The sequence below is a fragment of the Klenkia sp. AC732 genome, assembly GCF_979256525.1.
Genome location: NZ_CEEDOS010000003.1, coordinates 62,676 through 75,550, shown reverse-complemented (window position 1 = coordinate 75,550; position 12,875 = coordinate 62,676). Strand labels below are relative to the sequence as shown.

Genomic DNA, 12,875 nt, shown 5'->3' with positions numbered 1-12,875 from the left:
TAACCTGGCGTCTCCCGCACGAGATGCGCCTGCTCGCATGCGCTGTCCCGCGGAGAACCCCCGACCCCGAGCGACGAAGAACCCTGATGCCTGCTGCCTCCTCGCACCGCCGAGGCGCCGCGCCCTCCGGCCGGCGCCCGGCCGCCGACCCCTGGAAGGTCGACCTCCGTGAGCTCGGCCGCCGGGCCGGGTCCATGCGCGACTGGGAGAAGACGGTCCCGGCCCAGGCCGGCTGGGGCATCGAGATGATCGGCGTGCCCGAGGGCGCCCCCGTCGAGCTGCACCTGCGGCTGGAGTCGGTCATGGAGGGCGTGCTCGTCTCCGGCGAGGTCGACGTCCCCGTCACCGGCCAGTGCGCCCGGTGCCTCGAGCCGATCGAGGACACCGTCCACCTGGACGTCCAGGAGCTCTACGCCTACGAGGGCAGCACCACCGAAGCCACCAGCGAGGAGGACGAGGTGCGCCGGATCGACGGCGACTTCCTCGACCTCGCGCCGCTCGTCCGGGACACCGTCGTCCTGACGCTGCCGCTCTCGCCCACCTGCACGCCGGACTGCTCGGGTCTGTGCGTCGACTGCGGACTGCGGCTCGACGACCTCCCGGCGGACCACACGCACGAGGTGCTCGACCCACGTTGGGCCGGGCTCGCCGACCGTTTCACCCCATCGAAGGAGAACTGACCGTGGCTGTCCCGAAGAGGCGTCTGTCGCGCTCGAACACCCGCTCGCGTCGCTCGCAGTGGAAGGCCACGGCCCCCACCCTCGCGCCGTGCCCGAACCGCGCGTGCGGCGAGCTCAAGCCCCCGCACATCGCGTGCCCGACCTGCGGCCAGTACGACGGCCGTCAGGTCATCGCGGTCTGAGCGCAGCAGTCCCCAGCACGACTCCCGACGTGAACGGACCCACTCCACCCGGTGGGGCCGAGCACGCCGACCGGGCCGCCGACTGGCTGCGTGGTGCCCTCGGCACCACGCTGCCCGGCGGCCTGTTGGCGTTGGCCCTGACCCACCGGTCCTACGCCTACGAGAACGGCGGGCTGCCCACCAACGAGCGTCTGGAGTTCCTCGGCGACTCCGTGCTGGGTCTCGTCGTCACCGACGAGCTGTACCGCCGGCACCCCGACCTCCCGGAGGGGCAGCTGGCCAAGCTGCGTGCCTCGGTGGTCAACATGACCTCCCTGGCCGGGGTGTCCCGCCAGCTGGGCGAGGGGGGCATGGGTCCGCACCTGCTGCTGGGCCGCGGGGAGACGACGACCGGTGGCAGCGGTAAGGACTCGATCCTGGCCGACGCCCTGGAGGCGCTGATCGGCGCGATCCACCTCGGGCTGGGCCTGGACGCTGCCTCCGAGGTGGTGCACCGGCTCTTCGACCCGCTGCTGTCGGTGGCGGCCACCCGCGGCGCCGGCCTGGACTGGAAGACCAGCCTGCAGGAACTGGGCGCCGCCCGCGGGCTGGGCGCCCCGGTCTACGCCGTCGAGGACGACGGCCCCGACCACGCCAAGACCTTCACCGCTGCGGTGCTGCTGGCTGACGTCGTGCACGGCCGGGGCACCGGCCGGACCAAGAAGGCCGCCGAGCAGATGGCCGCCGAGGACGCCTGGCGGGCACTGTCGGGCACCACCGACGGCAGCGACGGCCCGGCGATGGGCAGCGTGCGTGCCTGAGCTGCCCGAGGTCGAGGTGGTCCGCCGCGGCCTGGAGCGCTGGGTCGCCGGGCGCACGGTGGCCACCGTCGAGGTGCACCACCCCCGGGCGGTCCGCCGGCACCTGGAGGGTGTGGACGACTTCACCGCCGCCCTCACCGGGGCGACCTTCACCGCGGCCCACCGGCGGGGGAAGTACCTGTGGCTGCCGCTGGCCCGCGAGGGCGTCCCGGCGGGCGTGGCGATGGTCGGGCACCTGGGCATGAGCGGTCAGCTGCTGGTCGAGAAGCCCGAGGAGCCCACCGAGAAGCACCTGCGGGCCCGCTTCACCTTCACCGACGGCGGCCGCGAGCTGCGCTTCGTCGACCAGCGCACCTTCGGCGGCCTGGCCGTGGAGGAGACGCCGGACCCGGACACGGTGCCGACCCGGCTGGCGCACATCGCGATCGACCCGCTCGAGGACGACTTCGACGCCGAGGCCTTCACCGCCGCCCTGCGCCGGCGCAGGACCGAGGTCAAGCGGGCGCTGCTGGACCAGACGCTCATCGGGGGCGTCGGCAACATCTACGCCGACGAGTCGCTGTGGCGGGCCCGGCTGCACGGGGCCCGGCCCACCGACAAGCTCACCCGGGGCCAGGTCGCCGACCTGCTGGAAGGCGTCCGGGACGTGCTGACCCAGTCCCTGGCGCAGGGCGGCACCTCCTTCGACTCCCTCTACGTCGACGTCAACGGCCAGAGCGGCTACTTCTCCCGCTCCCTGGCCGTCTACGGCCAGCTCGACCGCCCCTGCCCGCGGTGCGGCACCCCGATCCGCCGGGAGCACTTCATGAACCGCTCCAGCTACAGCTGCCCGGTCTGCCAGCCCCGACCGCGCGCCCGCCGCTCGTGACCTCGCGGGTGCGGGCCCTGGTGTCCGGGGACGTGCAGGGGGTCGGCTACCGCTGGTTCGTGCGCGGGCTGGCCGCCGAGCACGGACTCGCCGGGTCGGCGACCAACCTGCCCGACGGTCGCGTCGAGGTGGTCCTGGAGGGCCCGGACGACGCCGTCGCCGCAGCCGTCACGGCGCTGACCGGGCCGGGAGCACCCGGCGCCCCACGGGACGTGGACCAGCAGACCGAGGCCCCGCGCGGGGACGCCGACTTCCGCACCGGCTGAGCCACGGCGGGCACACGACGGGCGCACAGCGGGCACAGCACGGGCACGGGGCGGGCACGGGACGGGCACACGGCGGTGACGCCCGGGTGACGAAGGCGACACCACCCCGACACGTCAGCGCCTCCGGGGAGCCGTTGACCGGTGGCCCAGGGGCTGTCACCCTGGGCCCACCAGCCCACGCTGCCTGCCTCGCACGGCCCCGGTCTCCCCGGCGCTGTCGACCCGAGGTCGCCGCGGGCCCCGCCGTACGGAAAGAAGCTGCTGCGCCATGGCCAAGGCCCTGTTCGGTCACGTCGTCGCCCCGCGCGACCTGCGGATCGCCGAGGAGATCGCCTCGCTCCGCTCCCGGGTCGCCCGGCTGGAGTCCGAGAACGCGACGCTGCGCGCCGAGCGCGACGCGGTCATCGCCCGCGAGCTGCTGTCCATGGCCGGCGCCGACGCGGAGCCCGCGCTCGCCCGCTGAGAGGCAGCACCCCGCACGCCACGCTCCGCGGGCGGTGCGAGGGGGAGGTCCCGGCGCTCCCGGTCGCTAGCCTGACCCCGTGTACCTGTCGGCCCTGACGCTGAAGGGCTTCAAGTCCTTCGCGTCGCCGACGACGCTGCGCCTGGAGCCGGGCATCACCGCCGTCGTCGGGCCCAACGGCTCGGGCAAGTCCAACGTCGTCGACGCGATCGCCTGGGTGCTCGGCGAGCAGGGCGCGAAGAGCCTGCGCGGCGGCAAGATGGAGGACGTCATCTTCGCCGGCACCGCCGGCCGCGCGGCGCTGGGCCGTGCCGAGGTGACCCTCACGATCGACAACGCCGACGGCGCCCTGCCGATCGCCTACACCGAGGTCTCGATCACCCGGCGGATGTACCGGTCCGGGGAGAGCGAGTACGAGATCAACGGCGACAAGGTGCGCCTGCTCGACGTCCAGGAGCTGCTCAGCGACTCCGGCATCGGCCGGGAGATGCACGTGATCGTCGGGCAGGGGCAGCTCGACGCCGTGCTGTCGGGCCGGCCCGAGGACCGGCGCGGCTTCATCGAGGAGGCAGCCGGCGTCCTCAAGCACCGCAAGCGCAAGGAGAAGGCGCTCCGCAAGCTCGACGCGATGCAGGCCAACCTGGACCGGCTGGCCGACCTGACCACCGAGCTGCGCCGCCAGCTCAAGCCGCTGGGCCGTCAGGCCGAGGTCGCCCGCCGGGCCGCGGGTGTCCAGGCCGACCTGCGGGACGCCCGGTTGCGGCTGCTCGCCGACGACCTGGTGGCGTTGCGCACCGCGCTGGACGCCGACGTCGCCGACGAGACCGCGGCCCGGGAGGAGCGCGCGCGGGTCGAGGTCGACCTCGCTGCCGCGACCGCCCAGCAGACCGACCTGGAGACGGCGCTGGCCTCCGACGCACCGGCCCTGGCCGCCGCGCAGGACACCTGGTTCCGACTGTCGACGCTGGGGGAGCGGTTCCGGGGCACGGCGCAGCTGGCGGCCGAGCGGCACCGGCACCTGTCCGCCCCGGTGGCCGCCCCTTCGGGCCGGGACCCCGATGCCCTGGACGCCGAGGCGACCCGGGTCGAGGCCACCGAGGCCGAGCTGGCCACCCAGCTGGCGGTGGAGCAGAGCCGGCTGGACGCCGCCGTCGCTGCCCGCACCGCCCTGGACGCCGCGCTCACCGCCGCCGAGCGGGAGCTGGTCGCTGCCGCCCGTGCGCTGGCCGACCGGCGCGAGGGCCTGGCCCGGCTCTCCGGCCAGGTCGCTGCCGCACGGTCCCGGGTCGCCGCGGGGGAGGCCGAGGTGGAGCGGCTGGGGACCGCGGCCCGGGAGGCCACCGCCCGGGCCGACGCGGCCGGCGACCGGCTGGCTGCCCACGAGCAGCCCGACGACGACGGGGACTCCTCGCCGCTGGCCGCCGCGCACGACCGTGCCCTGGCCGCGCAGACCGCCGCCGCGCGGGTGGTGGCCGAGCTCGCCGACGCCGAGCGCACCGCCGAGCGGGAGCGCGGGGCCGCCCAGGCGCACCGCGACGCCGTCACCCTGGGTCTGGCCCCCGCCGACGGTGCGGCCGCGGTGCTCGCCGGCGCCGCGGCTGGTGTCCTGGGCGGGGTCACCGGACCGCTCGCCGAGCGGCTGGCCGTGCACGCGGGGGACGAGGTCGCCGTCGCGGCTGCGCTGGGCGGCCTCGCGGAGGCGGTCGTCGTCACCAGCCCCCGGGCAGCGGCGGACGCGCTGGAGCACCTGGCCGCCGAGGCCGCGGGGCGGGTCGGTGTGCTGGTCTCCGGTGCCCCCGCCGTCGGTGACCGGGCCGCCTGGCCGGCCCTGCCGGCCGGGGCCCGGTGGGCGGTCGACCTCGTCGACGCCCCCGCCGACCTCGCGGCCGCCGTGCAGCGGGCCCTGGACAGGGTGGCCGTGGTCGCCGACCTGGCCGCCGCCGTCTCGTTGGTCACGGAGCACCCCGCCGTCCGGGCGGTCACCGCCACCGGTGACGTGCTGGGCAGCGACCGGGCCGTGGGCGGACAGCCCGACGCGCCCTCGGGACTGGAGGTCCGGGCCCGGGTCGACGCGGCGGACGGCGCGCTGGCGACGGCGACCGCCCGCGCCGCAGAGCTCGCCACCGAGCTCGCCCGTGCCCGGGACGCCCACCGGGCCGCCGTCGCCGACGCCGAGGCCGCGGCCCGGGCCCGGCGCGAGGCGGAGAAGGAGCAGGCCGCCCGGGGACGCGAGCTGGCGGCGCTCGCCGCGGACGCCCGCTCGGCGACCGCCGAGGCCGACCGCGCCGACGCCGCCCGGGTGCGCGCCGAGCAGGGGCTGGAGCAGGCTGCCCTCGCGCTGTCCGGACTGGCCGACCGGCTCGCGGCCGCGGAGGCCGCCCCGGTCGAGGACGAGCCGTCCCCGGCCGAGCGGGACCGGCTGCGGGCCGAGCTGGCCGCCGTGCGCACGACGGAGACCGAGGCCCGTCTCGGCGTCCGGACGGCGGAGGAGCGGGCCCGGTCGCTGCACGGCCGGGCCGAGGCGCTGCGCCGGCAGGCCCGTCAGGAACGGGCCGCCCGCGAGCGCGCCGAGGTGGCCCGCCGGGCGCGGGCCCGGGGCGCAGCGACCGCGGAGGAGGTGCGGTCGGCCGCGGAGGACGCGTCGGTCCTGCTGGCCGCTTCGCTGCAGCGCGCGGCGGGGGAGCGGGACGTGCTGGCGGCGGCCCGGACCGGCCGGGAGGCACAGCTGCTCGTCGTCCGGACGAGGGTGCGCGAGTACACCGCCGAGCTGGACCGGCTCACCGACGAGGTGCACCGCGACGAGGTCGCCCGGGCGCAGCAGCGGCTGCGCATCGAGGCACTGGAGGCCCGCGCGGTCCAGGAGCACGGCATCGAGCTGGAGGTGCTGGTCGCCGAGTACGGGCCGCAGGCGCCGGTGCCGCCGACCCCGCCGCAGCTGGCGGCGGCCCGGGCGGCGGGGGACCCCGAGCCCGAGCCGGTGCCCTACGTGCGGGTCGAGCAGGAGCACCGGGCGGTGCGCGCGGAGAAGGACCTCGCCGCGCTGGGCCGGGTGAACCCGCTGGCGTTGGAGGAGTTCGCCGCCCTGGAGGAGCGCAGCACCTTCCTGGCCACCCAGCTGGAGGACCTGCGGGCCACCCGGCGGGACCTGCTGACGGTCGTGCGGGAGGTGGACGACCGGATCCACGAGGTGTTCGCCAGCGCGTTCGCCGACACCGCCCGGGAGTTCGAGCAGGTCTTCCAGACCCTCTTCCCGGGCGGGGAGGGCCGGATCACCCTCACCGACCCCGACGACCTGCTGACCACCGGTGTGGAGATCGAGGCCCGGCCGCCGGGCAAGAAGGTCAAGCGGCTGTCGCTGCTGTCCGGCGGGGAGCGGTCGCTCACCGCCGTCGCGCTGCTGGTGGCGATCTTCCGGGCCCGGCCCTCGCCGTTCTACGTGCTCGACGAGGTCGAGGCCGCCCTGGACGACGTCAACCTGGGCCGGCTGCTGACCCTGGTGGAGCAGCTGCGCGACACCTCGCAGCTCATCGTCATCACCCACCAGAAGCGGACGATGGAGATCGCCGACGCCCTCTACGGCGTCTCCATGCGCGGGGACGGCATCACCGGGGTGATCAGTCAGCGGCTGCGCCCCGCCGGCTGAGGTCAGTGCAGTCCGGTCAGCTCCAGGACGTCGGCGGGGTCGACCCGGTGGCCCTCGCCGTGCTCGGGGTCGAAGACCTCGAGCTCCGCGAGACGGCCCGCCAGCACGTGCAGCACGACGTCGACCTGTCCGCCCTCCGCCCGCACCCCGGTCGCGCCCACCGCGCGGTGGGAGGGTGGTTCGAGCGGGCCCTCGGTGGTCAGCCGGATCGAGGCGCACCCGCAGGCGCAGGCGCCCGTGACCCGACAGCCGGGGACCTGGTCGCCCAGCCCGGCGGCCTGCGCCAGCTCGGTCACCAGCCGTCGTTCGTCGGCCGTCAGCTCGCGGGGGCCGGCCGGGAGGTCGACGTGGACGTCGGTCACCGGAGCAGCGCCGCCCGCAGCGCCGCGACCTGGGCCGCGGTGAAGTCCCGGGACACCGGAGCGGAGCGCTGGATCGCGTCGAACCCGTGGTACGCCCCGGGCACCTCGACCAGCTGCACGTCGACGCCGGCTTCGCGCAGCCGGCGGGCGTACGTGACGTCCTCGTCGTGGAACAGGTCGTTGGTCCCGACGCCCACCCAGGCCGGGGGCAGGCCGGCCAGGTCCTCCGCGCGGGCCGGCGCCGCGGTCGCGGGCACATCGGCCCGTCCGGCCAGGTAGGCGGCCCAGCCGAACCGGTTGGAGCCCGGGCTCCACACCCGGACCGAGGAGACGTCGAGGTCGGTGCGGGTCGTCGTCCGGTCGTCGAGCATCGGGTGGACCAGCAGCTGGAACGCCAGGTCGACGCCCCGCTCGCGGGCCAGCAGCGCCGTCCCGGCGGCCAGGTTGCCCCCGGCGCTGGCGCCGCCGACGGCGACCCGGGTGGCGTCGACGTCGCTGCGGCCGACCAGCCAGGTGAGCGCGGTCCAGCAGTCCTCGAGCGGCACCGGGTAGGGGTGCTCGGGGGCCAGCCGGTACTCCACCGCGGCGACCAGCACGCCCAGCTCCTCGCTGACCCGGCGGCAGAACGCGTCGTCCATCGCCGCCGAGCCGAGCACGAGCCCGCCCCCGTGCACCCAGAGCAGTGCAGGGAACGGACCGGGCCCGGCGGGCCGGAACAGCCGGACCGTGACGTGGGCCGACACCGGGACGACGGGCACCCGGCCGTCGGGCCGGGCCAGCCGGCCCAGCGTGCGGACCACCCGCAGCGAACGCGGACCCAGCGACACCTGCGGGAGCCGGCGGGCGTCGACCAGGTCGGGGTGGAACGGGGGCATCGCGGTCAGCCGATCTCGAGGTCGATCTGTAGGGGGTGGTGGTCCGAGCAGGCCGAGCCGTCCAGGACCGCGGCGCTGCGCACCCGGATCTCGGGGGAGACCCACACCTGGTCGATCCGCACCCGGGGACGTCGGGCCGGGTGGGTGAGCCCCTGCTCCCGCTTCCACAGCTGCCAGCGGCGGGCCTGGTCGGCCCGCGCGCCGGCGGCCTGCCAGCCGTCCCGCAGCCGCGCCCGCAGCGGGGCCAGCTCGGCGGCGGCCGGCCCGCAGTTGAGGTCCCCGACGACGACCGCGGCCCCGGCGTCGGGCAGCAGCCCGGCCAGCGCCTGGGCCTGGGCGGCCCGGGCGCGCGCGGACTGGCTGGACAGGTGCGTGGTGACGACGGTGACGGCGGTGCCCCCGATGCCCAGCAGCACCCGGACGGCGCCCCGCGGCTCGCCGTCCCCGGGCAGCGGTGTCACGTGGTCGTCGAGCACCGGCAGACGGGTGAGCAGTGCGTTGCCGTACTGCCGGTCGGGTGCGCCCGCGGTCCGCTTGCTGATCGCCGAGCCCCAGACGAGCTCGCGGTCCAGCGCCCGGGCCAGCAGCTCGGCCTGGTCGACGCCCTCGCTGCGCTCCCCGAAGTGCCGGTCGACCTCCTGCAGGCACACCACGTCGGCATCGGTGCGCTGCAGCAGCTCGGCCACCCGCACCAGGTCGTGCCGGCCGTCGTCCCCGACGCCGTGGTGGGTGTTGAAGGTGACCAGCCGCAGCGCGGTCACCGGCGGACGCCGTGGGCTGCGGAGGGGTGGCGCACGACGCCCACCCTGCCATCCCGCGTCGGTCGCAGCCGCCCGGGCGGTGGGGTTGCATGGGGGCATGCGCATCTTCTTCACCGGTGGCTCCGGCAAGGCCGGCCACCACGTCGCGCCCTTCCTGGCCGACCAGGGCCACCAGGTCACCAACGCCGACCTCACCCCGCTGCGGCACGAGGGCATCGCCGACCTGCGGGTGGACCTGACCGACCTGGGCCAGACGTGGTCGGCGATGGCAGGTGCGGCCCGGGCGTCCGAGCTCGACCTGCCCGCGGTGCCGGCCTACGACGCGGTGGTGCACTTCGCCGCGGTGCCGGCGATCCTGCTGACCGCCGACGCGACGACGTACGCGACCAACGTGCTGAGCACCTACAACGTGCTGGAGGCGGCCACCCGGCTGGGCATCCGGAAGGTCGTCTTCGCCTCCTCGGAGACCACCTACGGCATCTGCTTCGCCCAGGGGGAGCGCCGTCCGCAGTACCTGCCCGTGGACGAGGAGCACCCGACGGTGCCCGAGGACTCCTACGCGATGAGCAAGGTCGCCGGTGAGGTGACGGCGCGGTCCTTCCACGCCCGGACCGGGGCCGACGTGTACGGCCTGCGGATCAACAACGTCATCGAGCCGCACGAGTACGAGCAGCTCTTCCCGGCGTTCCTGGCCGACCCGGCCCTGCGCCGCCGCAACGTGTTCGCCTACATCGACACCCGCGACCTCGGGCAGGCCGTACAGCGGTGCCTGGAGACCGACGGGCTGGGCTACGAGGTCTTCAACGTGGCCAACGCCGACTCCTCGGTGGCTGCCACCACAGACGAGGTCCGGGAGCAGTTCTACGACGGCGTGGAGCTGCGGCGTCCGATGGGGCCGCACGAGACGTTCTACTCGATCGACAAGGCCCGCCGGCTGCTGGGCTTCGACCCGCAGCACTCCTGGCGGGACGTGCTGGCCGACCCACAGGGCTGACTCAGGACAGCTCGGTGTCCAGCACCCGGGTGAACTGCGGGGTGCCGTCGTCGGCCCGGCTGGTGGCCCACAGCCGGAAGCGGGCGTCGGCGCCCTCGAGCACCAGCTCACCGAGCTCGTTGCCGAAGAACGGCCCGGCCTGCTTCTCCCAGACCAGTCCCGTGCGGGGGACCCGGGTGACCCGGGTGAGGGCGCCGGTCACGGCCCGGGCCCACCGGCTCCAGCCGACCCGGAAGCCGATCTCGATGGCGTGCGGGGCCTTGTTGTGCAGCGGGGAGACCGTCAGCTGGTGCACCCGGCTGGTCAGGCCGCCCGGGTGCACCAGCTCGGCGGCGTAGGCGTGGTGCACGTCCCCGGACAGCACCATCACCGTCGCCGGGGCGGGGCCGGCCTCTCCCCGGGCGATGGACACCAGGGCCGCGCCCAGCCGCTCGAAGGACCGGCCGAAGGCGGCCCAGTGCTCCAGGTCCGCGCCCTGCCGCACCGCCTCCGCCAGCCGGCCCAGCGGCCGGCGGTGGTGGCGCACGTTGAGCGTCTCGTTCCACCGCTCGATGTCGTGGATCGCGTGGGGCAGCAGCCAGGGCAGCGACGTCCCGACCAGGACGTGGGAGACGCCGTCGGCGACGGCCTCGCGCAGGGCGTCCTCGACCCAGGTGAACTCGGTGTCGTCGAGGATCTGCCGGTCGGCCTCCTCCAGCACCCGGCCTGCGCGGCTGTCGACCATCACCAGCCGGACGTGGTCCCAGTGCCGGACGTAGCTCCAGCGGAAGGCCTGCGGGTCCCCGTCGGCGCCCTCGGCCATCGCGGTGAGCATCGGCTCGGCGTCCACCGAGGAGGCACCGTCGCCCTGCATGGCCGCCCAGGTGGGGTTGTCGGCCAGCTCGGCGGGGGACAGGTTGCCCAGGTGCTGGTAGACGAAGTAGCTGGTCAGGCCACCGGTGATCCGGGTCCGCCACCACGGCTGCCCGACGGTGTCCGCGCGCCAGGCCGCCGAGGTGTTCCAGTCGTCGATCATCTCGTGGTCGTCGAAGATCATCGAGGACGGGATGGTCGACAGCAGCCAGCGCACCTCCGGGTCGCCCCAGGACTCGCGGTAGAGCCGGGTGTACTCCTCGTAGTCCGCGGCCTGTACGCCCGGCGGCTGCGACAGGTCGCGGCGGGTGGCCATCCAGGCCTGGGTCGCCGGCGTCGTCTCGTCGGCGTAGACCTGGTCGCCCAGCAGCACCAGCGCGTCGGGCCACTCCCGCTGCGGGGTGTCCGCCAGCTGCACCGCGTAGGAGTCCAGCGCGTCCGGGGCGATCCCGTCCCGCACGTCGACCGCCGAGGGCGTCGCGTACCGGCAGGACCCGAAGGCGATCCGGAAGGGCCCGGGACCGCCGGGGGTGCGGATCCGGCTGGGCGGGAACGACGTGTGCCGGGGCGGCCACACCCGGGCGTCGTCCAGGTGGACCTCGTAGGGCGTGACGCTGCCCGGCTCCAGACCGGTGATCACCACCAGGGCGTAGTGGTGCCCGCCCACGCAGAAGGTCCGCGCCGAGGCGTCCAGCACCCGCACGGTGCACGGCCCGTCGGTCTCCACCCACACCGTCGCCGACACCGGGTCGACGTGGCGCAGCAGCGGACCCAGGACGAGGGACGGGGCGGGGGAGGAGCTGGCGCTGGGGCTGGGCGGCACGTCCTCAGGGTCCCGCACCGCCCCAGGTGCCGCCCAGCCGGAGCTGGGAGACTCCTGTCATGGAGTTCATCGTCATCGCCGTGGCGATCGTGGTCGTCGCGCTGCTCGCCGGCGTCGGCCTGCTGGTCAGCCGCGGCCGCCGCACCGTCCGTCTGGACGACGACGCCGCCCGGGGCACCACGCTCACCCGGCCGGCCCCCGGCACGGGCGCGACCGCCTCGACCAGTGCCCCGCCCGCACCGCCCTCGACCGGCCCGCCCGTCGACGTCGACCCGGCCACCCCGGTGGAGCTCCCGCCGGCCGAGCCCGAGCCCGGGCTGGTCTTCGAGACGCCGTTGCCCTCCGCCGGGCGCCTGGTCCGGCTCCGGTCCCGGCTGGCCCGCTCGCAGTCCTCGCTGGGACGCGGCCTGCTGACCGTGCTGGCCCGCGAGCGGCTGACCGAGGAGGACTGGGAGGAGGTCGAGGAGACCCTGCTGGCCGCCGACGTCGGCGTCGCCGCCACCACCCAGATCGTGGACCGGCTGCGCACCCAGTCGATGGTGCTGGCCACCGGGGACCCCGGCGCGCTGCGCGAGCTGCTGGTCCGCGAGCTGGTCGGTGTGCTGGGCCCGGACATGGACCGCACGCTGGCCACCGACGCCGAGCTGGACCGCCCGGCCGTCGTCCTGGTCGTCGGGGTCAACGGCGCCGGCAAGACCACCACCTGCGGCAAGATCGCCCGGGTCCTGGTGGGCGACGGTCGCAGCGTGCTGCTGGGCGCGGCCGACACCTTCCGCGCCGCCGCCGCCGACCAGCTGGAGACCTGGGGCGAGCGCGTCGGCGTCGTCACCGTCCGGGGCCGGGAGGGCGGGGACCCCGCCTCGGTGGCCTTCGAGGCGGTCAAGGCCGGTCGGGAGGCCGACGTGGACGCCGTGCTGGTGGACACCGCCGGGCGGCTGCACACCAAGAGCGGTCTGATGGACGAGCTGGGCAAGGTCAAGCGCGTCGTGGAGAAGCAGAGCCCGGTCGACGAGGTGCTGCTGGTGCTGGACGCCACCACCGGGCAGAACGGGATCGTGCAGGCCCGGGTCTTCACCGAGGCCGTGACGGTCACCGGCATCGTGCTCACCAAGCTCGACGGCACCGCCAAGGGCGGCATCGTGGTCTCGGTCCAGCGCGAGCTGGGCATCCCGGTGAAGCTGATCGGGCTCGGCGAGGGGGCCGACGACCTGGCGCCCTTCGAGCCGCGGGCGTTCGCCGAGGCACTGGTCGGCGCCTGAACGCCTGGGCCTGGGCCTGGGCCTGGGCCTCCGAGCCCGAGCCTCCG

13 protein-coding genes are annotated in these 12,875 nt (G+C 75.7%); 9 read left to right on the top strand and 4 right to left on the bottom strand.

From position 1 onward, the window contains the following. Positions 1-86: 86 nt before the first annotated feature. The 7 genes from AC0IVP_RS02255 (at position 87) to smc (ending at position 6,902) form a co-directional block, all read left to right on the top strand. Positions 87-680 (top strand): YceD family protein, encoded by a 594-nt coding sequence (locus tag AC0IVP_RS02255; protein ID WP_471754256.1) that lies wholly within the window; start codon positions 87-89, stop codon positions 678-680. Beyond that, positions 566-862: a 50S ribosomal protein L32 gene (gene rpmF / locus AC0IVP_RS02250; protein WP_471754254.1), complete on the top strand. Its 297-nt coding sequence runs from the start codon at positions 566-568 to the stop codon at positions 860-862. The genes AC0IVP_RS02255 and rpmF overlap by 115 nt, the downstream gene beginning before the upstream one ends. 29 nt (positions 863-891) lie before the next feature. Beyond that, positions 892-1,662, top strand: a complete 771-nt coding sequence (rnc, locus tag AC0IVP_RS02245; RefSeq protein ID WP_082556429.1) for a ribonuclease III — start codon at positions 892-894, stop codon at positions 1,660-1,662. Next, complete coding sequence (mutM, locus tag AC0IVP_RS02240) at positions 1,655-2,530, top strand: bifunctional DNA-formamidopyrimidine glycosylase/DNA-(apurinic or apyrimidinic site) lyase (RefSeq protein ID WP_471754252.1); 876 nt, start codon at positions 1,655-1,657, stop codon at positions 2,528-2,530. Before rnc ends, mutM begins: the two co-directional genes overlap by 8 nt. Beyond that, positions 2,527-2,796 (top strand): acylphosphatase, encoded by a 270-nt coding sequence (locus tag AC0IVP_RS02235; RefSeq protein WP_471754250.1) that lies wholly within the window; start codon positions 2,527-2,529, stop codon positions 2,794-2,796. Before mutM ends, AC0IVP_RS02235 begins: the two co-directional genes overlap by 4 nt. A gap of 268 nt (positions 2,797-3,064) precedes the next feature. Further along, positions 3,065-3,259, top strand: a complete 195-nt coding sequence (locus AC0IVP_RS02230; RefSeq protein WP_056288152.1) for a hypothetical protein — start codon at positions 3,065-3,067, stop codon at positions 3,257-3,259. 79 nt (positions 3,260-3,338) lie between these two features. Further along, positions 3,339-6,902, top strand: a complete 3,564-nt coding sequence (gene smc, locus AC0IVP_RS02225; protein WP_471754248.1) for a chromosome segregation protein SMC — start codon at positions 3,339-3,341, stop codon at positions 6,900-6,902. Positions 6,903-6,904: 2 nt separating this feature from the next. Here smc and AC0IVP_RS02220 read toward each other — a convergent pair whose 3' ends face one another. From AC0IVP_RS02220 to AC0IVP_RS02210, 3 genes are read right to left on the bottom strand one after another with little or no spacing between them, the layout of a single operon-like run. Next, positions 6,905-7,264: a hypothetical protein gene (locus AC0IVP_RS02220; RefSeq protein ID WP_471754246.1), complete on the bottom strand. Its 360-nt coding sequence runs from the start codon at positions 7,262-7,264 to the stop codon at positions 6,905-6,907. Beyond that, on the bottom strand, positions 7,261-8,139 hold the full coding sequence (locus AC0IVP_RS02215) for an alpha/beta hydrolase (RefSeq protein WP_471754244.1): 879 nt from the start codon (positions 8,137-8,139) through the stop codon (positions 7,261-7,263). Before AC0IVP_RS02215 ends, AC0IVP_RS02220 begins: the two co-directional genes overlap by 4 nt. Before the next feature lie 5 nt (positions 8,140-8,144). Beyond that, complete coding sequence (locus tag AC0IVP_RS02210) at positions 8,145-8,900, bottom strand: endonuclease/exonuclease/phosphatase family protein (RefSeq protein WP_471754242.1); 756 nt, start codon at positions 8,898-8,900, stop codon at positions 8,145-8,147. Between the two features lie 97 nt (positions 8,901-8,997). Here AC0IVP_RS02210 and AC0IVP_RS02205 point away from each other — a divergent pair, with 97 nt between their 5' ends. After that, positions 8,998-9,894, top strand: coding sequence for an NAD-dependent epimerase/dehydratase family protein (locus AC0IVP_RS02205; protein WP_056288134.1), 897 nt, complete (start codon positions 8,998-9,000; stop codon positions 9,892-9,894). 1 nt (position 9,895) lies between these two features. Here AC0IVP_RS02205 and AC0IVP_RS02200 read toward each other — a convergent pair whose 3' ends face one another. Further along, entirely contained in the window at positions 9,896-11,569 is a 1,674-nt protein-coding gene (locus tag AC0IVP_RS02200; protein WP_471754240.1) for an alkaline phosphatase D family protein, read from the bottom strand. A gap of 59 nt (positions 11,570-11,628) precedes the next feature. On the opposite strand from AC0IVP_RS02200, the gene ftsY reads away from it, so the two are divergent. Beyond that, positions 11,629-12,828, top strand: a complete 1,200-nt coding sequence (gene ftsY / locus AC0IVP_RS02195; RefSeq protein ID WP_056288131.1) for a signal recognition particle-docking protein FtsY — start codon at positions 11,629-11,631, stop codon at positions 12,826-12,828. Positions 12,829-12,875 lie beyond the last annotated feature (47 nt).